At 34.8% G+C, this 22349-nt stretch carries 23 protein-coding genes and 2 pseudogenes; 10 read left to right on the forward strand and 15 right to left on the reverse strand.

Annotated features, from left to right (window positions below; genetic code table 11):
- Window positions 1-8: 8 nt before the first annotated feature.
- The 5 genes and pseudogenes from G9F74_RS05650 to G9F74_RS05670 form a co-directional block, all read right to left on the reverse strand.
- The gene (locus G9F74_RS05650; RefSeq protein WP_016108272.1) at window positions 9-962 is read right to left on the reverse strand and encodes a hypothetical protein; all 954 of its coding nucleotides are present in this window, start codon (window positions 960-962) and stop codon (window positions 9-11) included.
- 297 nt (window positions 963-1259) lie between these two features.
- Window positions 1260-1997 carry a class I SAM-dependent methyltransferase gene (locus G9F74_RS05655; protein WP_000812398.1) on the reverse strand — a complete coding sequence of 246 codons (738 nt, stop codon included), beginning with the start codon at window positions 1995-1997 and terminating at the stop codon, window positions 1260-1262.
- Between the two features lie 173 nt (window positions 1998-2170).
- Window positions 2171-2716 carry a GNAT family N-acetyltransferase gene (locus G9F74_RS05660; protein WP_000779776.1) on the reverse strand — a complete coding sequence of 182 codons (546 nt, stop codon included), beginning with the start codon at window positions 2714-2716 and terminating at the stop codon, window positions 2171-2173.
- Window positions 2717-3020: 304 nt separating this feature from the next.
- Window positions 3021-3585 (reverse strand): annotated as a pseudogene (locus G9F74_RS29995) (tyrosine-type recombinase/integrase).
- On the reverse strand, window positions 3585-3899 hold the full coding sequence (locus G9F74_RS05670) for an ArpU family phage packaging/lysis transcriptional regulator (protein WP_000068013.1): 315 nt from the start codon (window positions 3897-3899) through the stop codon (window positions 3585-3587). The pseudogene G9F74_RS29995 and the gene G9F74_RS05670 overlap by 1 nt, the downstream one beginning before the upstream one ends.
- A gap of 431 nt (window positions 3900-4330) precedes the next feature.
- Here G9F74_RS05670 and G9F74_RS05675 point away from each other — a divergent pair, with 431 nt between their 5' ends.
- The 3 genes from G9F74_RS05675 to G9F74_RS05685 all read left to right on the forward strand — a co-directional run bounded on the left by G9F74_RS05675 (window position 4331) and on the right by G9F74_RS05685 (window position 6738).
- Entirely contained in the window at window positions 4331-5116 is a 786-nt protein-coding gene (locus G9F74_RS05675) for a glycosyltransferase family 2 protein (RefSeq protein WP_001098389.1), read from the forward strand.
- Window positions 5117-5278: 162 nt separating this feature from the next.
- Window positions 5279-6067 carry a sulfotransferase family 2 domain-containing protein gene (locus G9F74_RS05680; protein ID WP_000909242.1) on the forward strand — a complete coding sequence of 263 codons (789 nt, stop codon included), beginning with the start codon at window positions 5279-5281 and terminating at the stop codon, window positions 6065-6067.
- Window positions 6068-6399: 332 nt separating this feature from the next.
- On the forward strand, window positions 6400-6738 hold the full coding sequence (locus tag G9F74_RS05685; RefSeq protein WP_000101563.1) for a hypothetical protein: 339 nt from the start codon (window positions 6400-6402) through the stop codon (window positions 6736-6738).
- Window positions 6739-7120: 382 nt separating this feature from the next.
- Here G9F74_RS05685 and G9F74_RS05690 read toward each other — a convergent pair.
- A pseudogene (locus tag G9F74_RS05690) lies at window positions 7121-7286 on the reverse strand (DUF3954 domain-containing protein).
- A 76-nt stretch (window positions 7287-7362) separates the two neighbouring features.
- On the opposite strand from G9F74_RS05690, the gene ric reads away from it, so the two are divergent.
- The 6 genes from ric (at window position 7363) to G9F74_RS05720 (ending at window position 13768) form a co-directional block, all read left to right on the forward strand.
- Entirely contained in the window at window positions 7363-8070 is a 708-nt protein-coding gene (ric, locus tag G9F74_RS05695) for an iron-sulfur cluster repair di-iron protein (RefSeq protein ID WP_000401367.1), read from the forward strand.
- Between the two features lie 307 nt (window positions 8071-8377).
- Window positions 8378-10783, forward strand: a complete 2406-nt coding sequence (nirB, locus tag G9F74_RS05700; RefSeq protein WP_000746922.1) for an NADPH-nitrite reductase large subunit — start codon at window positions 8378-8380, stop codon at window positions 10781-10783.
- Window positions 10784-10797: 14 nt separating this feature from the next.
- The gene (gene nirD / locus G9F74_RS05705; RefSeq protein WP_000942187.1) at window positions 10798-11115 is read left to right on the forward strand and encodes a nitrite reductase small subunit NirD; all 318 of its coding nucleotides are present in this window, start codon (window positions 10798-10800) and stop codon (window positions 11113-11115) included.
- Between the two features lie 58 nt (window positions 11116-11173).
- The gene (locus G9F74_RS05710) at window positions 11174-12598 is read left to right on the forward strand and encodes a uroporphyrin-III C-methyltransferase (protein ID WP_001014930.1); all 1425 of its coding nucleotides are present in this window, start codon (window positions 11174-11176) and stop codon (window positions 12596-12598) included.
- A complete protein-coding gene (locus G9F74_RS05715) occupies window positions 12595-13305 on the forward strand; it encodes a sirohydrochlorin chelatase (RefSeq protein WP_000676483.1) in 711 nt (236 codons plus the stop codon). Before G9F74_RS05710 ends, G9F74_RS05715 begins: the two co-directional genes overlap by 4 nt.
- Window positions 13298-13768, forward strand: coding sequence for a precorrin-2 dehydrogenase (locus tag G9F74_RS05720; RefSeq protein WP_000287168.1), 471 nt, complete (start codon window positions 13298-13300; stop codon window positions 13766-13768). The genes G9F74_RS05715 and G9F74_RS05720 overlap by 8 nt, the downstream gene beginning before the upstream one ends.
- 193 nt (window positions 13769-13961) lie before the next feature.
- Here the strand turns inward: G9F74_RS05720 and G9F74_RS05725 are convergent, their stop codons facing one another.
- From G9F74_RS05725 to moaA, 7 genes are all read right to left on the reverse strand, one after another.
- Window positions 13962-14465, reverse strand: a complete 504-nt coding sequence (locus tag G9F74_RS05725; RefSeq protein WP_000995727.1) for a hypothetical protein — start codon at window positions 14463-14465, stop codon at window positions 13962-13964.
- A 55-nt stretch (window positions 14466-14520) separates the two neighbouring features.
- Window positions 14521-15690 (reverse strand): nitrate transporter NarK, encoded by a 1170-nt coding sequence (gene narK, locus G9F74_RS05730; RefSeq protein WP_000841861.1) that lies wholly within the window; start codon window positions 15688-15690, stop codon window positions 14521-14523.
- An 80-nt stretch (window positions 15691-15770) separates the two neighbouring features.
- Window positions 15771-16004: a molybdopterin converting factor subunit 1 gene (gene moaD, locus G9F74_RS05735; protein ID WP_000573668.1), complete on the reverse strand. Its 234-nt coding sequence runs from the start codon at window positions 16002-16004 to the stop codon at window positions 15771-15773.
- Window positions 16001-16471, reverse strand: a complete 471-nt coding sequence (locus tag G9F74_RS05740; RefSeq protein ID WP_000149949.1) for a molybdenum cofactor biosynthesis protein MoaE — start codon at window positions 16469-16471, stop codon at window positions 16001-16003. The genes moaD and G9F74_RS05740 overlap by 4 nt, the downstream gene beginning before the upstream one ends.
- A 44-nt stretch (window positions 16472-16515) precedes the next feature.
- A complete protein-coding gene (locus G9F74_RS05745) occupies window positions 16516-17805 on the reverse strand; it encodes a molybdopterin molybdotransferase MoeA (RefSeq protein ID WP_000890811.1) in 1290 nt (429 codons plus the stop codon).
- Window positions 17806-17847: 42 nt separating this feature from the next.
- Window positions 17848-18861, reverse strand: coding sequence for a molybdopterin-synthase adenylyltransferase MoeB (locus tag G9F74_RS05750; protein WP_001158119.1), 1014 nt, complete (start codon window positions 18859-18861; stop codon window positions 17848-17850).
- A 17-nt stretch (window positions 18862-18878) separates the two neighbouring features.
- On the reverse strand, window positions 18879-19892 hold the full coding sequence (gene moaA / locus G9F74_RS05755; protein ID WP_000544629.1) for a GTP 3',8-cyclase MoaA: 1014 nt from the start codon (window positions 19890-19892) through the stop codon (window positions 18879-18881).
- A gap of 377 nt (window positions 19893-20269) precedes the next feature.
- Here moaA and G9F74_RS05760 point away from each other — a divergent pair, with 377 nt between their 5' ends.
- Complete coding sequence (locus tag G9F74_RS05760) at window positions 20270-20962, forward strand: Crp/Fnr family transcriptional regulator (protein ID WP_000013862.1); 693 nt, start codon at window positions 20270-20272, stop codon at window positions 20960-20962.
- A 142-nt stretch (window positions 20963-21104) separates the two neighbouring features.
- On the opposite strand, the gene narI is transcribed toward G9F74_RS05760, so the two are convergent.
- Together narI and narJ are read right to left on the reverse strand one after the other, a co-directional pair.
- The gene (narI, locus tag G9F74_RS05765) at window positions 21105-21794 is read right to left on the reverse strand and encodes a respiratory nitrate reductase subunit gamma (protein WP_000969188.1); all 690 of its coding nucleotides are present in this window, start codon (window positions 21792-21794) and stop codon (window positions 21105-21107) included.
- 17 nt (window positions 21795-21811) lie between these two features.
- Complete coding sequence (narJ, locus tag G9F74_RS05770) at window positions 21812-22342, reverse strand: nitrate reductase molybdenum cofactor assembly chaperone (RefSeq protein ID WP_002093771.1); 531 nt, start codon at window positions 22340-22342, stop codon at window positions 21812-21814.
- Window positions 22343-22349 lie beyond the last annotated feature (7 nt).

A 22349-nucleotide genomic window follows, 5' to 3' on the forward strand; every position in this document is an offset into this window, starting at 1 on the left:
ACCTTTCTTTAATTGATTGTAGCTCTTATTCTATTAAGTAATGAATCTTTTAATTCCCTCTCATCTTTCCAAACAATATGGCTATATTGTCTAGTATCAAAATGCAGATTTGCTAAGTCATTTTCCCTGCAAGTCCATATTACAGGTTTACCAAGTCCCATTGCATATCCTGCTTCAAAATAGACTTCACCTCTATGTTCAGTAAAATCTGCAATTATAAATTTACTTCGTCTTATTTTAATTATAATCTCATCATCAATTTTGTTATTGTGTTCCACTTTATCAATTCGAATAGGCTCATAACCTGCTTCTTTTACAGCCGTTGCAATTGCATTCTTATATAGACTATCCATTTTTGGACTAAACGACATAGCGACAAACACCTGCTTAGTATCCGCTTCTCTTCCCTTTTCTAATTCTGCAATACGATTCCACCCTTTTGCTGTAACTGTAATATGTGCAGGAAAATCTGCTGCAGATAGCTTAGATATCTCAATTAATTCGTCCTGAAATAATTGGTTCGCTATATATTTCATTTCCAACAAATGAACACTCTGTACAAAAAATAGAGATTTATCTGATTCACGAATATATAATGGGTCACCTGGAAATTTTGACAATTTAGCTAAGTTTATTAATGACTCATCCAATCTATCAGAAGCACTATCTGGATATTCACTTAATAGATCCGCTAAAAGATAAATAGGATACGGAAATTCTGAAAGATTTTCATCTGGTCGATTAAGAAAAATCATTATTTTTCCCATCCCTCTAATGTTTCTCTTTCTTAAAATTGCAGAAAGTTTTCTCTTCTGCTCTACATTTAATTCGATTCTCGCTTCTTCAATCATGGAAAATGTGCCACAATTCTCACATTTATATTGCTCTGCACGTCCCCCTCCCACTCCTACTAATTGGGGTTCCTCAATAGAGTTTTGACAAACCGGACATCTTTCCCTCATCACAACCACCACTTTCTTGTTAATAGCATAATATTAACATATAAATAATTGACTTACCCTTATCTTATATTGTGTGTAACTGATCCTATCACTGAATCCCTTGCTATCATTAATTTTATTTAACTTTCTCTTTTGAGTTACACAGTACAAAAATTATGAGTAGCTGTATAGGGAGGGATACCACCAGCATTTTTCAAAATAACCTACGCTATGCGGGAACATAAAATAAAGCTGCCCATATGGACAGCTTATTTACATAATTCTCGAAAGTGGAAGTTAATCAACGAGGGTTTAATCTCAATATTTTCTTGATTTAATGATAATAGAAGATGGTCTCCGTTTTTCATTTATTAATTCTGGCATTTTTTCTAATCCTGTTGGAGTTGACTCTGGCTCAATAATTTTCTCAATTACAAAACCGTTGTCTATAAGAGTATTAATTAATGTTGAAATTGTTCTGTGATATTTAACAACACCATCTATCCACCAATGTTCCTCTCTTTTTCCTTCTTCTTGATAATTATCTAATGCCCAATGCAATCTGTTTCCATTATTATCCTTAAACCAATTATTCATTTCCTTTCGAGCTGTTACTATTGGATGTTCTGTTGAAAAGATAAATTCACCATCATTTTTTAACAGATCTCTTATTTTCTTAATTAGATGTGAGTAATCTTCTATGTAATGTATAACTAAAGAACTTGTTATTAAGTCGAATTTTTGATTTGGCAAATTAAGTTCTTCTATTGGTACACACATATAATCTATTTTTTCGTTTTTGTTATACATTTCAGCTTGTTCAATCATATTTCTTGAGATGTCCACTCCTATAACTTTCGAGGCACCATTTTCTACACAGTACATAGAAAAATGACCAGTTCCACATCCCAAATCTAATACAGACTTATCTGTAAGATTAGCAATTATAGATTTAATTGCTGGCTGTTCAACAAAATCATTAAAGGTAAATCCATTTTCACGTAATGACTTATAATTTTTAAAGAAAAACGGATTATCATAAATGTTTTGTTTCATTATATACCTCCTATAATACAATCTATATTTTTTATATTCTAGGGGGCATCCAAAAATTCCTATATTAACCAAAATACACTTCAACTAACCTGCCAGTTAGTTGAATAAGGAACAGTGTATATCCTATACATGTTAGGTTGACATAACGTCTCATTATCGGAAGTGAAATGTGCTTATACATCCAGGCTGTTGATGATAGCTAATATTTGATGATCTGTCCATTTGCCATTAATCTTTACATTTTCTTTAGCTATACCTTCTTTTTTAAATCCTACTTTTTCTAATACACGAATAGATGCTATATTGCTAGGCATAGCTCCTGCTTCAATTCTATGTAGTTTTAATTCTCTAAATGCAAAGTCTACAACAAGTTGTAGAGCCTCTGTTGTATAGCCCCTTGAATTATGCTCCCTATCTAAGGTAAATCCCGTATAACAGCTTTGGGCGGGATCCCTAGCAATTTGAGTTAATGAAATGTCTCCGATAAGTTTATCAGTTGCTTTTAAAAAGATTCCAAAAGCGTAAACTTGATCTTCAGCTTTCTTTTTTAATGCTCGTTCAATGCGTATTTTTTGATGTTCTTCTGTATAAAAGACTTCTGGGAGTAATGGACAAACTCGTTGAAAAAATTCGCGATTTCTAGTGTGTAAGTTAGCTAACTCGCTCGCGTCAGAAATTTTGTAAAGTCGAAGATATATTTGCTGTCCTACTAGTTTCATAAAAAACCTCCGATATCCTTTTAGTACAATTTTATTCTCGTCAAATCTTATAAATTCCTTTTTTATATTATATTCATGTTAAGCTAATATGACGTCTCATTATCGATAGCAAGGAAAGGTGGGCCCATCCTCTGACAAAGGAATTTCCTTTTTTTGTTCTACAGATTTATGCATTATTTTATACATTCCTATCCTGACGCAGGTTTTCGGGTTCTCTTTTGTTACTGAATTATCCAAAAACTGTATAAATTTTTGTATGCTCTTAGCATGGGGGTTTTCAAAAACGGTGACGGTACCCCTAGATTTAAAAAGAAAAAAGCAATGATTCGATTTCAAACCTAGTCATTGCTTTATCTATTGCATCTTGATTTACACCTATATAACGTAACATGACCTTCTCTGAAGAGTGATTGAATATCTCCATGATTAATGTGCTATGTTTTTCGTTTGCATGTACATATGGTACCCGTACGTCTTTCTTAGCGTATGCGTTCTATTTCATCTAAACTAAACTCTGCTGCGGCTATACTTAATATCTTATATTCCATACTACGACCGATAGGACGATTCTTTCATTGTCTACTTTGTAATAGGTATTCATGATCTTCTCTTTCTTCTATAAACCATTTCAGTTCTCTTTTTAATGCTGCAGTATTTTGAATACGTTTTTGTTTTCCTGTTTTCTTTTCCCTCATAGAGATATGACTCGTTTTTACATCTTCTACCTTCAATTTTAAAATGTCAGAGATTCTCAAGCCTGTATTGATTCCCATAATGAATAAAATTTAATTTCGTGCACACTTCTCCTTAAAATACTCTTTTAGCTGCTGTATTTCTTCTGGATCACGTATCTGCTGAACAAAATTCATTATTCATTACCTCCAGTTTCTTCAGTCTCATATACTTCTAATCTAAGAGCAAAAGCTAATTTATAAAAAGCACTAGATCTATTTCGTCTATACGTACGCTCACTCATACCAACATTTGCTAAAGCAATATCTTCTGCTGGCTTCCCTACCATATTTGTTGGACCATGATATCTTACCTCGCTAGATGCTGTAACCTTCATTTCATGTCTAATCATCCCAAATTGTCTATAAATACGAACATTTTCAAGAACCTCTTCTAAACGAGCCTGCGTTGCTTTGCGATCAATTTTAGGTAAGAAAGTTAATTGCGCCATATATAAAAACACCCCTTATACATTTTGTTAATAAAAAAGCGGAAACCAAACTATAGAGCAATATTACTAATGCTCTTATAGTTCGATGTCCGCTGATTCTTACAGTAGGACTATATTTATAGATATTGTTATATTATTTTTCCACATTTTAGTAACTTTCTTATTTGAAAAAGATTATTTTGTAACAATTTTATAAAATCCATCTTCATTGAGCAATTTATATCTAAAAGGAGTAATTATGAAAATTTTGAAATACATATTACTTAGATTGTTTGGATTGCATTATTCGGAATATGGTGGGCTATATTCTTTCATTGAGTGTTTTTTAATCTCAACATCCATTATAAATTTTAAAGAAAACTTTTTAGATCAAGTAGCATATCATACTAGACAAGGATATATTCCACAAAATTTTGAAAGGAGGACTCTTTATGAATACAACTTTAATTTCTCATTTTTATAACGAAGAGTATCTGCTTCCGTGGTGGTTAATGCACCATACAAAATTATTTGATCATGGTATTCTTATTAATCGTGGGTCTACTGATCGTTCGGTTGAAATATGCAAATTATTTGCACCTCATTGGGAAATCCGTGATTCAAAAGTATTAGAGTTTGATGCCGTATTAGTTGATCAAGAAGTAATGAACATAGAAAAAGAAATTACGGGCTGGAAAATGGTGTTAAATACCACTGAATTTCTTTGCTGTTCTAATAAAGAAGAGTTTTTTTCATCACTTACTAAATTAAAAAGAAAGATGTATTCCATTAGAACTATTTTAATGGTAGATGACCCTATGCATGCCTACACTAAACCGAGATATGGAATTCCACTTGTCAAACAACGTTTTCATGGAATAGTAATTCAGCCTAGTCCTCTTACCATTTATAACGGCGGTAGATTAATTCATAATTATTCGCATGGTAACTATTCAGTAGGAAGACATAACTCGTTCTATTCGTTTACTATTTACAAGTATCCTGCTTTCATTTTAAAGTTCTTTTACAGTCCATGGAACAACGCTATGAAGGACCGGAAACTACAGATTGGTCCTACTCTTTCTAAACATAGCGCCCAGAATGGTTTGGGTACTCATCATCTTGTAACACTAGCTAAATTAGAAGAAAATTATCTACACTATGCAAACTTAACTAGCGATCTTCGATTAATGCCAGAATATCAATTGTTATTTCCAGATTTATGTTTTCCAAATTAATTATTGTATCTATAAATCAACACAATCCATAATTATTCAAATAACGCTTTTATGAAAAGTTATTTCTCTTAAATTATTCAGACATTTTCATGGCTTATTTTCATATATTCAGTATTCCCTCAATACACTAAGAAAAGTATACAAAGTGAATGGAGGTTAAATATGCTTATCACAAATATTTATGATTTTATAGCCAAGTATGGGCGTCCCCCTCACTTTCACAAAGATTTCCCTTTAATCTTATTTTGGAGCCAAAAAAGCGGCTGCACTTCACTCGCATATTGGTTCTTTTATCACATTAATTTGTTTAAAGAAGTTGTAAAATATAGCCCATTTGTTCATAACTATGAATTTGAAATTTATAAAAATTCCATACCATATTTCACTGATTTAGCCAACGCATTACAAGCAAAAGAAAAAGACACGTATAAATTGGTAAGAAACCCTTTCAAAAGAGCTGTAAGTTCCTTTATTTCTCTTATACCAGCGCCATATTACGAATCCACTGAGTGGAAGCCAATCCGTCGTTATCTTTATGGTGATGAATCTTGCAATAAAAAGATTTCCTTTAAACTGTATTTATATTATTTAAAAGCGCATGCACCAAATTTTGAAGGTGTAAACCCACACTTCACACCTCAATATATACAAGGAGAAGAAGAGTTCGTTACAAATTACATTTACCTTGAAAAATTCTCTACCCATCTGTCTATCTTAGAAGACAAACATTGTTTAAAAAAATCTCCATTAAACGGATTAATAAACTCGTGGCATCACCAAAGTAATCTAGCAAATTACAAAGGTAACTATGCAGATGGTGATATTACAGATCCCTTATTCCCAAGGCATCCGACCTATGATAGTTTTTATGATGAAGAAACGATTCAATTAGTTGAAGATATCTTCAAAGAAGATTTCACTACTTACAAATATCCCTCAACATTACTTTAAAATATAAACATTTTCCTTATCATAAATTCATAATTATTACAGAGAAACTTAAGCCACCTACTTAAGTTTCCTCATAATACTCCTGCAAATTGAAGTTGGGCACTATTCTAATAGTGCTCTTTTTAATGAATTTCAATTTTCAAAAGATTTCTATTGAGTCCCCCTCCAAAATAACTATTTTGTTCGACTTTCTATTAAGCTCTTTTTTAATAAACCTTACAAATTCGTAATACTATTGTCACCTAAATAGATAGTTAATTGGTTAATTCTGGTTTAATATAACAGACTGTTAGATTGATTAAATAAAACATTATTGGTAGGTGTGACACTTGATGGCAAGAAAATTATTACGCTACGTAATTGTAAGTATGTTTTTTCTAACTATTCCGATTATATTTATACATTTTGTATCGGCTCAATCCATTCCAAAAGAATACAGTGAAGAATGGCCCACAGTAAAAAAAACTGCTGAACTAGTTACAATTGGTTACTTTAAAAAAGAGAAGACTCTTGATATTGTAATAAAAAAAGTTGAGCCTCCGGAAGAATATAGAACACATGAGATTTACCTATTCGGACATGTTGCTGACGATAAAAAACAAAAGATTTCTGCTATTGTAAATTTTAGTGAGAACTATTCAATTAGAGATACATCTGAAGATTTATTTTAAGTCAAAGAGTATTTAACTTATGTTAGATGCTCTTTTAGCTAAAATAACGCTTTTGTTAAGATCCACGCATCCATTTCTTAGGTGAAAAACTTTTATAAAGGCATTTTTTTAGACAAATTTACCAGATTAATTAACAGAAACTTCGTGTTATTCTTAATTTGTTGAATAACCCAATACATTCAACAATGCTCTTGACTGCATACTTAGTATGCAACCATCCATCCAGATACCTTAGCTAATACGTCCCCAAAATCGTTATTATTGCTAAGGTATCTTTTTAGATGCCCTGTGTGCAGGGCTTTTTTATTTCAGTGATAACGCTCTTTTTCCCATATAATTATTGATGCTTGTAGTCCCATTTCTTAACAAAATTCAAATTTGATTATATTAACCGAATTTTTCGCTCTTCCATACGAATTACTTTTCCATTTTGAATATACAAATGATTGTTCACCAAATCCACCTTGAGGTGGTTCTATTAGTTGGACCTGACCATTTTTAACAACATATATTCCGTTTATTTTCAAAACTGACACATAATAAGTGATTTATATCACCACATTGATTTTAATATATTGCTATTCTTGGTTTAGTTATCACATTAAACTTTATGGAGGCATTCATATGGAACATACATTTACTGAAACTTCTATTGTCGGTGAGATTGTTACACAATTTCCGAAAGCTAGTGATCTTTTTAAATCATATAGAATAGATTTTTGTTGTGGTGGTAATAAACCACTTATTGATGCAATTAATGAAAGAAATTTATCAGCAACAGAAGTACTTACAGAGTTAAATACGCTTTATGATAAAACAAAACTATTAAACGAGTCTGAAATTGATTGGAAAAATGCATCTTATCGCGAATTGATTGATTATGTTATAAATAAGCACCATCGCTATTTAAATGAAGAGTTGCCACAATTAAGTCCGTATGTAACGAAAGTATTACGCGTCCATGGAGCTAGTCAGCCTCATTTAGCTCAAATTCATAAGCTATTTCATGAACTTAAGATGGAATTAGAACAGCATTTAATTAAAGAAGAAACAGAAGATTTCCCATTAATTTTAGAATTCGAACAACATCCAACTGATGAAAACTATGCAAAATTACGTAAAGTAGTGGATGAGTTAGAGAATGAACATAACCACGCTGGCAATATTATTAAAGAACTTCGTAAAGTGACAAATGACTTTACTCCTCCAGAAGGAGCTTGTGGCACTTATCGACTTGTTTACCAACGTCTTGAAGCTCTAGAATCTGATTTATTTGAGCATATACATTTAGAGAATAACATTTTATTTCCACGTGCAATTACGAAAGCATAGATAAAGCACAGGACATGAGTATACATGCTCATGTCCTGCTTTTTCATTGTGTAAGAAATAGTCACACTTCCCCTATCATTTCATTGGGCAGCTTACTATTATTTAATTAGGTGCGGGTCTCTTCACTCCCCCACCTACCCATATAAAAAATTCCCTTTCACTTATCTCTCCACATAAATCCGAATTTTAACAATTTGTGAATCATTATTAAGATGTGATAAATATCACATCTCCCTCTTTTTTTATTTTCTATAATAGAAACATAATATACTTTGTTCAACATTTCACATAAAAAGGGGAAATGAATATGAAAAAACGTTTAGTTATGATCGGAAATGGTATGGCTGGCATACGCTGTATGGAAGAAATATTAAAACATGATAGTGATTCATATGAGATTACTATTTTTGGAGATGAACCACATCCAAACTATAATCGCATTATGCTCTCTCATGTTTTACAAGGCAAAACAAATATGCAAGATATCATTATGAATGACTACAGTTGGTACGAAGAAAATGAAATAACCTTGTATACAAACGAAAGAGTTCAAAGTATTAACCGAGAAGAAAAAATCATTATCACAGAAAAGAATCGTACTCTTACATATGACAAACTCATTATCGCAACAGGTTCTAGTGCTTTTATTTTACCTGTTGAAGGTTCTACCCTTCCTGGTGTGACAGGATTTCGAACAATTGAAGATACACAATTTATGATTGATACTGCTAAAGATAAGAAAAAAGCCGTTGTCATCGGCGGTGGGTTACTTGGCTTAGAAGCCGCAAGAGGTCTTATTGATTTAGGAATGAACGTACATGTTGTTCATTTAATGCCGAGCTTAATGGAGCAACAACTAGATACAAAAGCAGCTTCTCTCCTTCGTGAAGATTTAGAAGCACAAGGCATGAAATTTCTCATGGAAAAGAAAACGGTAAAAATTCTTGGTACAGACCATGTTGAGGGCATTCAATTTGAAGATGGTGAAGTTGTAGATTGTGATTTAATTGTAATGGCAGTCGGGATACGCCCGAATACGCAAATAGCAAAAGATGCTAGTTTAATTGTAAATCGCGGTATTGTAGTCAACGACTATATGCTAACAAATGATGAATCCATTTATGCCGTTGGTGAATGTGCAGAGCATGACGGTATCGCCTATGGCCTTGTTGCTCCTCTATATGAACAAGGTGCAATATTAGCAAAACATATAACGAATTTACAAACTGATGGATATACAGGCAGCATCGTCGGTACGCAATTAAAAGTTGCAGGTTGTGATTTATTCTCTGCTGGCCAAATCTATGAAGATGATCAAACGAAAGCAATATCCATCTTTGATGAATGTAAACGTTCCTATAAAAAAGTATTAATTCGTGACAATAAAGTCGCCGGTATCGTTTTATATGGTGACACAGCTGATGGTACACGCCTCTTTAGTATGTTAAAGAAAGAAGAAGATATACAAGAATATACACCTGCTTCCATTCTTCACAAAGCTGGTGAAGAATGTGAACTTGACGTTGCTACAATGAGTGCGGATGACACGATTTGTGGATGTAATGGTGTTACGAAAGGCACAATCGTACATGCCATTTTAGAACAAGAGTTAACGACTTTTGAAGAAGTAAAAGGCTGCACGAAAGCCGCCGGTTCTTGTGGTAAATGTCGTCCACTTGTAGAACAAATTTTATCTCATACACTTGGAGATGCGTTTGATGCCTCAGCACAATCTGCCGGTATGTGTGGATGTACAACTTTATCACGTGATGAAGTCGTAGAAGCGATTCATGAGAAAGGTTTAAAATCGCCAAAAGAAGTACGAAATGTACTCGGTTTTGCACATGAAGACGGATGTTCGAAATGTCGTCCTGCTTTAAATTACTATTTACGTATGGCGATTCCAGAAGAATATGAAGATGATAAATCATCCCGTTACGTTAATGAAAGAATGAATGGTAACATTCAGCATGATGGTACATTCTCTGTTATTCCACGTATGTACGGAGGCGTTACAACTGCAGATGATTTAATGAAAATTGCTGAAGTTGCGAAAAAGTATGATGTTCCTCTTGTGAAAATTACAGGCGCAAGTCGCATCGGTTTATATGGTGTTAAGAAACAAGATTTACCTAACGTATGGGCTGACTTACATATGACTTCTGGATATGCGTATTCAAAATCACTTCGTAATGTAAAATCGTGTGTTGGTTCTCGTTTCTGTCGTTTCGGTACGAAAGATTCATTAGGGCTTGGTATGCTACTCGAACAATCATTAGAAATGGTAGATACACCTCATAAAATGAAAATGGGTGTAACGGGCTGCCCACGTAACTGTGCGGAAGTACTTACGAAAGATTTTGGCGTTGTTTGTGTCGAAAATGGATATCAACTATATATCGGCGGAAATGGTGGTACGGAAGTGCGTGAAGCTGATTTTGTAATGATTGTCCCTACTGAAGATGATGTTCTTCGCATCGCTACAGCTTACATGCAATATTATCGTGAAACTGGTATTTACGGAGAACGCACTGCCTACTGGACAGAACGATTAGGCTTCGATCATATAAAAGAAATACTGCAAGATACAAATATGGTCACTAAGTTAAATGAGCGTTTCCAAACAGCTCGTAGCACATATACGGAAGCATGGGGACAAGCACTAGAAACGAATTCATTAAAAGCGATGTATGAAGTAGAAACTGTAAAATAAGGAGCGTGCAGTATATGTTACAAACGAAAGAAAAAATAAAAATTATGCGTGCGGAAGACCTTCCTATTCAAATTGGTAAAGAGGTGCAAATGAAAGGTACGTCTATCGCCCTATTCAGCCTTTCAAATGGCGATATTCGCGCTGTAGAAAATCGTTGTCCTCATAAAAACGGTCCATTAGCTGAAGGAATTGTATCTGGAGAATTCGTATTTTGTCCACTACATGATTGGAAAATTTCATTAATAACGGGTGAAGTTCAAAAACCTGATGACGGTTGTATTCAAACGTACGAAGTAGAAGTTATTGATGGTGACATTTATATCAACATGTAATTTACAAAAGGAAGCCTCCCCTGGCTTCCTTTTAAATAAAAATAGATGAGGTGTGAATATGAACGGATATGTATATTTAGTTGGTGCAGGACCAGGTGATGAAGGGCTTATTACAAAAAAAGCGATAGACTGCTTAAAGCGTGCAGATATCGTCTTATATGACCGCTTATTAAATCCTAGATTTCTTCATTATACAAAAGAAACATGCGAACTTATTTATTGCGGAAAAATGCCGAAAAATCATACTATGCGACAAGAAATGATTAACGCCCACCTCCTTCAATTTGCGAAAGAAGGAAAAACCGTTGTACGCTTAAAAGGTGGAGATCCCTCTATTTTTGGTCGTGTTGGTGAAGAAGCAGAAACTTTAGCATCTGCGAACATTCCGTATGAAATTGTACCAGGTATTACATCTAGCATCGCCGCTAGTAGCTATGCAGGTATCCCCCTCACCCACCGTAACTACAGTAATAGCGTCACTTTACTAACTGGACATGCAAAAGGTCCTTTGGCCGATTATGGAAAATATAATTCATCCCACAATAGCGACACAATCGCCTACTACATGGGTATAAAAAACTTACCTACCATTTGTGAAAACTTACTACAAGCAGGAAAAAAAGAAGATACACCCGCAGCAGTCATTGAATGGGGTACAACTGGGAAACAGCGCGTTGTCACAGGGACTCTAGCAACCATTGTTCATAACGTCAAAACCGAAAATATTTCTAACCCTTCCATGACGATTGTTGGTGATGTCGTTTCCTTACGTAATCAAATCGCTTGGAAAGAACGTAAACCATTACATGGTAAAAAAGTTTTATTTGCATCTGCAACAAATAAAACAAGTGTAATGAAGCAAAGGTTACAAGAAACCGGTGCAGAAATATATCAAATTCCAACTTTCAAAAAGGAAGAATATACATTAACACTTGAACAAATCAATGAAATTTTTAACGTTGATCGCCTTGTTTTTTGTTCAGCTGAAAGTGTAGAAATCTTGATGCAAGCATGTAGTAAATACCAGAAAGATATTCGTTCCTTACAGGCAGAGCTGCAGCACATGAATGTTGCCACTCAAGAAAAACTTATGCAATATGGGCTACTAAGTAAACAAGCAAAGTTCTCTTCCCATACAACTGTTTATTTAGGCAGAAATATTAACCGAATTGCTTTTATTCAAGAGAAAATTGGTGCTGGCTCCTATATGATGACTCATGAGTATACAATTGATCATCGTTTCGATGAAGTTCATTCTCGTATACTTTCTGAATTCTCATGGGATAGCATTGTGTTTGAAGGGCGTGCCTCAATTGATACTTTTTTATCAGAAATAAAACGACTTGGTTTTATTGATATTCTTACTCTTCCCTTCTCGTATACCGACGTTCCAACTTTACACTATGCGAATAAAGTCGGATTACATAATGTAGATGAGCAATTACAAGACATTATTATGAAGAAAGATTTGGTGCTACGATGAAAGGAATTGTATATGTTGGACACGGTAGTCGCCTGCAAGAAGGCAATGAACAATTTATTCGCTTTATTCAATCTGTCATGAAAGAACGTAACGAAAGAATTCAAAAAATAGCTTTTCTAGAACTAACAACACCTACCATTTCGGATGCAGTTACAGAAACAATACTAGAGGGAGCAACTGAAATAATGATTGTACCTGTTTTATTATTTGCAGCAGCTCACTATAAACGTGATATTCCTCTTGAAATAGAACAAATACAAAAGAAATACCCACATATAACATTTTCAGTTGTACCACCTTTTAGTACGCATCCACATATGGTTGAACTTGTAGCGAAAAGAATACGTGAAACTATTCCAATGCAAGGTAGTAGTATTTTACTCGTAGGAAGAGGCAGTAGTGACCCCCAGCCGATACATGAGTTACAACAAATCGGAGCAGCTGTCGAACGAAAACTCAGTATGCCAGTATCGTGCTCCTTTTTAACGAAAGGAACTCCCTCTTTTACTGCTGAGCTCAAGACTATAACATCGGCCGCATCCCATGTATATGTCATGCCGTACCTTCTCTTTACCGGATTATTGCTTCAAAAAATCAAATTGCATACAAAAAAATACGATCACGTTACGACTTGTAACTGCCTGAAGTTTGATACATATATGAAGTTGGCATTATTAGAGCGAATGGAGGAATGTGTGTATGTATAGCATGTACCCTCTTATGTTTAATCTACATAATAAAGTGGTCGTTATCATTGGTGGAGGTAAAATTGCATATCGAAAAGCGTCTGGATTAAAAAATACAGGCGCTTTCGTCACCGTTATTAGCCCCGAGATTTGCGAGGAAATGAAAGAACTTCCCTATATTACTTGGAAGCAAAAAACTTTTAGTAATGATGACATTAAAGATGCTCATCTTATTTATGCAGCTACAAATCAACATGCTGTTAATATGATGGTCAAACAGGCCGCCCACGATTTCCAGTGGGTTAACGTTGTAAGCGATGGTACAGAATCATCGTTTCACACACCTGGCGTTATAAGAAATAATGAATATATTGTCACTATTTCAACTTCTGGTAAAGATCCATCGTCTACAAAGCGTATGAAGCAAGAATTAACATCTATACTTCCTAAACTTATAAAAAAGCTTTCTCGTACTCACAAATAATAATCTATTTCTTAGCCAAAATAGTAATTACCTTTGGACAAACGTTTTTTAGAAGCGTTTGTTCTTTTTGTTTTGGTTTCTTTTTTGAAACTGCACAAGCAATCTGCGAAGAAAATGAATGGTGTCGGCAACTTGTAAACAAGTAAATGTTATGATAACTGCAACATTACGAGCAACTCTTTCAATTCATTTTTTACATTGGATATTCATTCAACCAAATTAGCGCTTGTTCATAATCATCGAAAAATTCCACAGATTCTTTCGTATTGGATTGTTGTAAATAATTCAGTATCTCCCCTTCTTCAAGAAGAAATGCAATTGCCTTACTATGATTCAAAATGGTTTCATTGAAGAACTTATCTTTCCATACTTTTTGAACAGAAAAATGATTTGGCGTGTATCCTTTTCTATCTACCAATAATTTGTATTTCCGCCCTTCAGAAATAAATTGCTGACAAACCTGCTCAAAATCATTAAACCATTCATACACATCCTCTGTTTTAATCTGACCAATTAGATGGGTAACAATCAAATCTCCTGAAACTGTTGTGCTGATATTCTGTTTACTCAACTTGGAATCATCTCCCTTTGTTACAATTATGCGGGAAATTCTTATAAAATCAATAAAGATAAAATTCTTAAGTAATAAAACAACATTATTTACGAAAAGGCCCTTGTTATACATAAGACAATTCATTCTTGTTTGTTTAAGTAGAAAAAAGGATGCCTCTACTAGGCACCCTTTTTCTCTATTAATTATTCTTTAACATCACTAACAGCTTCTCTTGACTATACATCCACACTGTAATAATTAAACAAGCAAGCGCTACTTCTGATAACGCCATAAATCCGATTGCATAATGACCTGTTAGTTGGAATAGTAATGTTAAAATTAATGGCGGGAAAAACCCTCCTAGTCCACCTAAAGCTGACACAACACCATTTACAATCCCTGCTTGCTCAGAGAAGTACATTGGCACAAGCTTGAAGATTGTACCATTGCCAATACCTGCACAAAATGCGACTAGTAAGCAACCAAATGTGTATACGTTCATGCTTGGCATAAATGATAGGATAATACCTGAAAGTGTTAAACCGATAAATACGAAGATTAATATTTTAAATGGATTAAATTTATCACCGAGCCAACCACCAATCGGGCGCATAATTGTTGCTAATACGATGAAGCCAGCTGTCCGCATACCTGCATCTACTTTCTCTAATCCGAAGTGAGATACTAAAAAGTTTGGTAAGTATACTGTAAATGCGACGAATGATCCGAAAGTTAAAAAGTAAAAGATACATAAAAACCAAAGTTTTTCATTTTTATATACACCTTTTATTTGTTCCATTAATGGTGTATTCACCTTTTTTTCTTTACGATCTCCTAATAAAAAGTTCATAAGTGCAAATGCTGCAAGTAAAATTAAATAACACTGTACTGTCGTTCTCCAGCCAACTGAAGTTGCAATAACAGGTGCTAAAAATGAAGTAATTGCTGTTCCAGCGTTACCCACTCCGTAAATACCATTTACAAAACCGTGGCTCTCTTTTGGAAAGTACTTTGGTAAAGAAGTTACTCCTACAGAGAATACAGCACCACCAATCCCCACAAATAAGCCACCAATAATTAAATCCATCATAGAATTGGCAACACTAATGTAAAAGACAGGGAATAATAAAAGAATAAAACTAATAAAGAATAATTTTCTTGCTCCGTAACGATTCGTCCAATAACCAATTGGAATGCGAAGAATAGAACCTAAAATAACCGGTACTGCTGTTACCATAGAAATTTGTCCCGCAGTTAATGGAATATCTGCTTTAATATAAGGCATTAATGATGATAAAATGACCCATACCATAAAACCGATAACTAGATTAGAAGTTTGTAAACTTAATTGAAAATTAGGACTTTTCATCCTGTTCCCTCCTATGTATGCATAGTTATATTCATTCTCTCCAGCCTAATCACGTCCTAACATGATTAGGCTGAAAAGAATCAACCACCACTTACTGGTGGAATCATTGCTACGACGTCGCCAGTTTGAATGATGTCATCCTCATTTGCGTATTCTTCATTTACGGCGACCATTATCTCGTTTGAAATTGCTACATTGTATTTCTTAATCAGAACTTCCTTTAGTTCAGAAACTGAAATATTTTCACAATCTATTTGCAAGACCGACTTACTTGCTTCTTCTTGCAAATGTGCAAATAATAGTACTTCAATCATGTTCTCATCTCCTTTTCAGGTTCGCCATTACCATATGCTATTTTCTCTAACTGATCCCCTATCCATGACTCACCATCTTCCCAAAACTCTTTCTTCCAAATCGGAACAATTTGTTTTATACGCTCCATAATATATTCATTCGCCTCATAGGCCGCTTTCCGGTGTGGTGTAGAAACAGCAACAACAACAGCAAGATCAGAAATTTGTAATGTACCAATGCGATGTGTAATTGCCACATATGTCCCAGGCCACTTCGCTTCTACTTCAGCACCAATTTTCTCAAGCTGTTTTTCCGCCATTGTCTTATAAGCTACATACTCTAAATAAAGCGTGCGACGTCCTTTCGTAAATTCTCTGACAGTACCAATAAAAGTAGTAACTGCACCGCACTCACGGCGAATTACTTTACTTGTAACATCTTCAATTAAAATAGGAGTATCAATTACTTCATAATACGTATGTGTCATCTTGCACCTCTTATCTTTGTATAAATTAGCAATCTATTTTTCTGTTACTTGTATGATCGAAGCGGCTCTTCCCACGGCCACTCACTTCCGGCGCTTGATTCTAATAACAGTACCGAAACGGTTATTCCTGCTTCAAATCCTCTCGTTCCTCCCGGCAGAACGATACATGCATTCGCTTCTGCAAGTGAAGAAATTGCGCTAGATTTATCTAAACCGACTGGTGTAACTTGTAATTGGCCATCTACAAGTTCTACATTCCCTCTTACAAAACGAGTAAACGGATTTGCTTTCGGAAAGTCTTTCTGTAAAATTGCTTCTGCTCGAAATAAGTGCGGATCTTTCCTGTGCAAGTATGTTCCAATGACTGGTCGAACATATAATTCACATCCGACATAACAAGCAGAAGGATTACCAGATAGACCAAATAATAGTTTTCCTTCTAGCTCAGCGACAGTTGTCACGCTTCCTGGTCGCATCGCTATTTTATTGAAAAGTACATTTGCTTGTAATCTCTCATAAATAGCAGGTAAATAGTCATAGTCTCCTACTGAAACGCCACCAGTTGTAATTAATATATCAACTTCTTTTATCGCTTTTTTTACAGTGTTATAACACGTCTCAAAATCGTCAGCGAATTGTCCATAATACTGTACAACTCCGCCCGCTCGTTCAATTTGAGCAGCGATCATATAGGAGTTACTATTTCGAATCTTCCCTTCTTTCAGTTGTTCATGTACTTCGAGTAGTTCACTCCCTGTCGTTACAATTCCAATAACCGGCTGTCTTACAACATGCACGGAACTATAACCAAACGTAGCAAGCAGTGCCGCTACTCCAGGGTTAATAGAAGTCCCTTTTTTCACAAGTATGGCATTTTGTTTTACATCTTCTCCTTGAAAAGAAATGTTATCACCAGAAGTGAAAGAGCGTTTTAATTTCATATAAGTCTTTTTGTTTTCTTCAAACCCTTCCGTTAGTTCTAACATAACAACAGCATTACATCCCGCTGGAATTGCGGCTCCTGTCATAATACGTACAGCTTGAAATGCTTTTACTTCCTCTTTAAAAACAAAACCTGCTCCAATTTCACCTATCACTTCAAACTGAATTGGGTTACTGCTACTTGCTTCTTTTGTATCTTCTGTTCGAATCGCAAATCCGTCGTACGGAGAGCGATCAAAATGCGGAACATCATGATCTGCAACAACATCTTCTCCGAGGACTCTTCCGTAACTTTCGGTAAGAGAAACCTTTTCCATTTCACCTTGATAGGCATATTCCATTACACGTGCAACTGCTTCTGCCACTGAGATTGGTGTACGTTTTTCTAACATTCTTTTTCACCTCGTTTTGATAAGAAGAAACTCTCTTTCTGTTCATCCTATATATTTTGCGTATAACCGTTTTGCCATTTTCATATCATTAGTCCCATGAATAAACGCTCTGCCGTCTGTAAATAACACAAAACGATATTCATCTACTAGAAAGGATAGTAAATATGGAGTTTTTTTGACATTCACACTTTTTTGTAAGCGCTTTTGAATTTCTTCTAAATTAAGAATTTTTTTTATTCCTGGACGGATTTGAACTGTATTCCGCCCGCATAGCACTTCCGTTTTCATCTGTGCTTCAAATGTTAAACTTGGATACGTGCGTACATTCCCACAAGATGGACATGTACTTTTTTTCTGCCTATTTACTTTTAATGAGAGATATTGATTGTTCCAAATATCAAATGATAACATTGTTCCTCTTAACGCCTCAAAATCATCCACCAATATTTTCATCGCTTCTGTTACTTGGTGAGCAACAACCATTTGTACCGCTGGCTGAATGATTCCGGCTGTATCGCATGTTGCACCGCCCATAGGATGATCCATTAAGCAGCGAAAACATGGTGTTTCTCCAGGAAGAATCGTATACGTTACACCGTAACTTCCAATGCATCCACCGTATATCCAAGGTATATTTTCTTTTTGTGAAATATCATTTATAAGTAGGCGCGTATCGAAATTATCAGTCGCATCTACTATAAGATCTGCTTCTTTTGTTAACTCTTCCATTTCTTGCATTGTAACATCCGTTACAACAGGTACAATTTCTACTTCAGAATTAATTTTTCTTAAATGCTCTGCCGCTGCAATTGCTTTCGGTTTACACTGCTGTGCATCTTCTTCTGTATATAACTGTTGTCTTTGTAAATTACTCCATTCAACGTAGTCACGGTCAGCAATTGTCAATTTCCCAATTCCCATCCTAACGAGCGCTTCTGCATTCGCAGCTCCTAGTGCACCCGCTCCTATTAGGAGCACATGCTTTTCTTTTATTTTTCTTTGTCCCATTTCACCAATTCCAGAAAACAATACTTGCCTTGAATAACGCTCTTGCATAGGGAACCCTCCTTTCGTTATCCACCAATGTAAGACATTTCTACTTTTGGACGTTTATTTGCACTTTCAGCTGTTCTTTCATCTGAATACCGATCTTTTCTAAACTCCCATGTATGTTGTAGAATTTTTAATAGTGATGCATTAGAAATATTTTCTCGAAGAAGCGTTCGCAAATCCGTTCCTTTCGTTCCAAATAGGCATGTAAAAAACTTTCCGTCTGCCGAAATACGAGCTCTCGTACAAGAAGAACAAAATGACTCAGAAACAGAAGTAATAAAGCCAACTTCTGCATCGCTCCCTACATATCGATACACTTTAGCTACTTCTCCAAAGTAACGAGGCTGGGCGGGCTCAATCGGATATACACGATTAATTTTTTCTATTAATTGTTCCTTCGTAATGACTTGTTCAAAGTTCCAGCCGTTCGTACTGCCCACATCCATAAACTCGATAAAACGTAGCTGAATTTCTTGTTCTTTAAAATACTGAGCCATAGGAAGAATTTGACTATCATTCATCCCTTTTTTTACGACCATATTTACTTTCACTTCTAATCCAGCTGCCTTCGCTGCTTCAATCCCTTTCAATACAGGTTTTGTGCTTACATTTCGGCCATTTATTTTTTTGAAAACGTGATCCTCTATCGCATCTAAACTAATATTTACACGTTTTAATCCCGCAACTTTTAGCGCCTTAGCTTGTTTTGCTAAATGAATACCGTTTGTTGTGAGTCCAATATCTGTTAAGCCTTCTAGCTTTGCAAGCCTTGCAATTAACTTTGGTAAATCTTTACGCAATAAAGGTTCACCGCCAGTAAGTCTAATTTTATTGACTCCCATACTTATAAATAATCTAGCTAATCTTTCTATTTCATCGAATGTTAATAAAAACTCTTCCTGTAAAAAAGCATAATCAGATCCGAACACTTCGGCTGGCATACAGTATGTACACCTAAAATTACAACGATCAATAACTGAAATACGTAAATCTTGAAGTGGCCGCTCTAACGAATCCCTCATCTTCTCGTGCATCTATATCCCTTCTTTTCTACTGCAATCCTTAGTAGGTTTCATATTTTTTATTTGCCTTTATTATAAAAAAGAAGCTACATATTCAATGTGACTTTTCTCACATTACTTTCCCCATTCAAAAATTCTTCACAAATCCGTTCGAATTTTGTTCACATCTTTAGTCTCATCTACTTTACATATTGAATTTTTTTTGGTTATCTTTTCAACTAAAAACTTATACTCATTTACCCCTTTACTTCCATTAACTCTTAAAACATATTAATTTATTTTCCCGTACAGTCATTGAAATTTCACTTTTTTTAAATAGCTCTTGCATTTTCATCATACTTACACTCAAAATAGGAAATGTATTGCTTATAAGAAGAAAGGTGATCGCTGTGGCAAACAGTATGACATTATCTCAAGATTTAAAGGAATTACTTGCATCTGTTGAATATAAAATGCAGATAAAAAAAGGAAGTTTTATTTTTCAAGAAGGTATGGAAGCAACAGAACTCTATATCATCCACTCAGGAAAAGTACAAATTAGTAAACTAAGTGCTGACGGACAAGAATTAACACTCCGTATTTGTTCGGCATACGACATTATTGGCGAATTAACATTATTCACGGACAATGCGAAGTATTTATTAAATTCAAAATGCCTTGAAGATGTTGAAGTAGGAGTAATAAAGCGTGAAACCTTAGAAAAAGCATTACTCCAAAAACCCGCACTTGTATTTGAATTTATGAAATGGATTAGTGAACATTTAAGAAGAATGCAAACGAAGTTCCGCGATTTAGTATTACACGGCAAAAAAGGTGCCCTGTATTCTACTCTCATACGAATGACAAATAGTTATGGTGTGTTAAAGGAAAATGGTATTCTCATCGATTTACCATTAACGAATCAAGAACTTGCGAACTTCTGTGCAACTTCCCGTGAAAGCGTAAATCGAATGTTAAATGATTTGAAAAAAAAGGGTACGATTTCTATTACTAAAGGAAAGATTACAATTCATGATTTACAATTTTTAAAATGTGAAATTGCTTGTGAAGATTGTTCTACCTCTGTTTGTAGCATTGATTAGCATCTTATTTAGATGCTAATCTTTTTTCATATTACGTTACTTTTTCATTATAACGTACACGGTTATTCCCCTATATTAATAAAAACGAGGCCTTCCATATTAGACCTCGTTTCGTTTTAGCTGCTATTTGTTCAAAGCGTTATTATTTTTTCAATTCATTAGGAATACGTCTTCTGTAAATTACATAACTACGGCTTAAGTATTTAATTGGAGCACTAAATACATGTACAAGTCTAGTGAACGGCCATACTGCGAATAGACCCATCGCTGCAATAATATGAATTTTAAACCATACAGGCACTTCCATCATATATTCAACTTTCGGTTGGAAAATAAAGAGACTTCGGAACCAAGGACCGATCGTTGTACGATAATCAAACCCTTTTGAGTCGATATTTAAAAATGTTGAGGAAAGTCCTGCCAGCATAACGATAAGTAATAAAATAAGCGCAATATAATCTCCCGTTGTACTCGTTGCAATGATGCGTTTTACGGTTACACGGCGATACGTTAATATAATTAAACCGATGATAGAAGCAACACCTGCCGGAAGTCCGAAACTAATTGCTACTACATGATACATATGTTCAGAAATACCTATTGAACGGTATACGGACTCTGGAATTAAAATCCCCATAACATGACCGCCAATTACGAACATGATCCCAAAGTGGAATAATAGACTTCCGGCCCGGAGCATTTTCTTCTCTAATAGTTCACTAGATTTTGATGTCCATCCAAATTGATCATAGTTGTATCTGAAAATATGTCCACCGATAAAGATTGCAAAAATGATATAGGGAAACAACACCCATAGAAATTGATCCATCATTTTGACAACTCTCCTTTCTAATTTGTCTGTACACCCCATGTATCGATAGCGAGGAGAATAGCTGCAAGAATTGGTTCATACATACTATCAGCTTCTTTTAATTGAACGTGCAATGCTTGTATATTTTCCTTGTATTTACTCATAATTGGCTCACTATCTTGCTCATTTGCATTTGCAAAAAACTCAAGCAAAAGCGGTAAATAATCCGGTAGTTCTTTATCTGTTACTTCAAAACCAGATTTTTTATAATGCTGTTTTAACTCTAATAATTCAATACCTCTTTCTCTTTGTTCACCTGTGTTCATATAAGTTAAATACATATTTGTCTTTTTACCAAAATCAAATGTATATACGTAAGGATCAATTAATTGATCGTTCGTTTTATCTAGTGCTTGTTTTATAAACGCTGTAAGTGCTGCTTTAACGTCTTCTTGTTCAATTGCTTCAATCTCTTCTTGTACTTCAGTTAAAGCTTCTCCCCACCCAAGTTCCGGATAGGAGAGAAGAAAAGAAGAACAAGAAAAAGCAGTTTGTAAACTTTGTTTCATCATTTTC

Source organism: Bacillus sp. EKM202B (genome assembly GCF_011066025.1).
Classification (GTDB): domain Bacteria; phylum Bacillota; class Bacilli; order Bacillales; family Bacillaceae_G; genus Bacillus_A; species Bacillus_A toyonensis.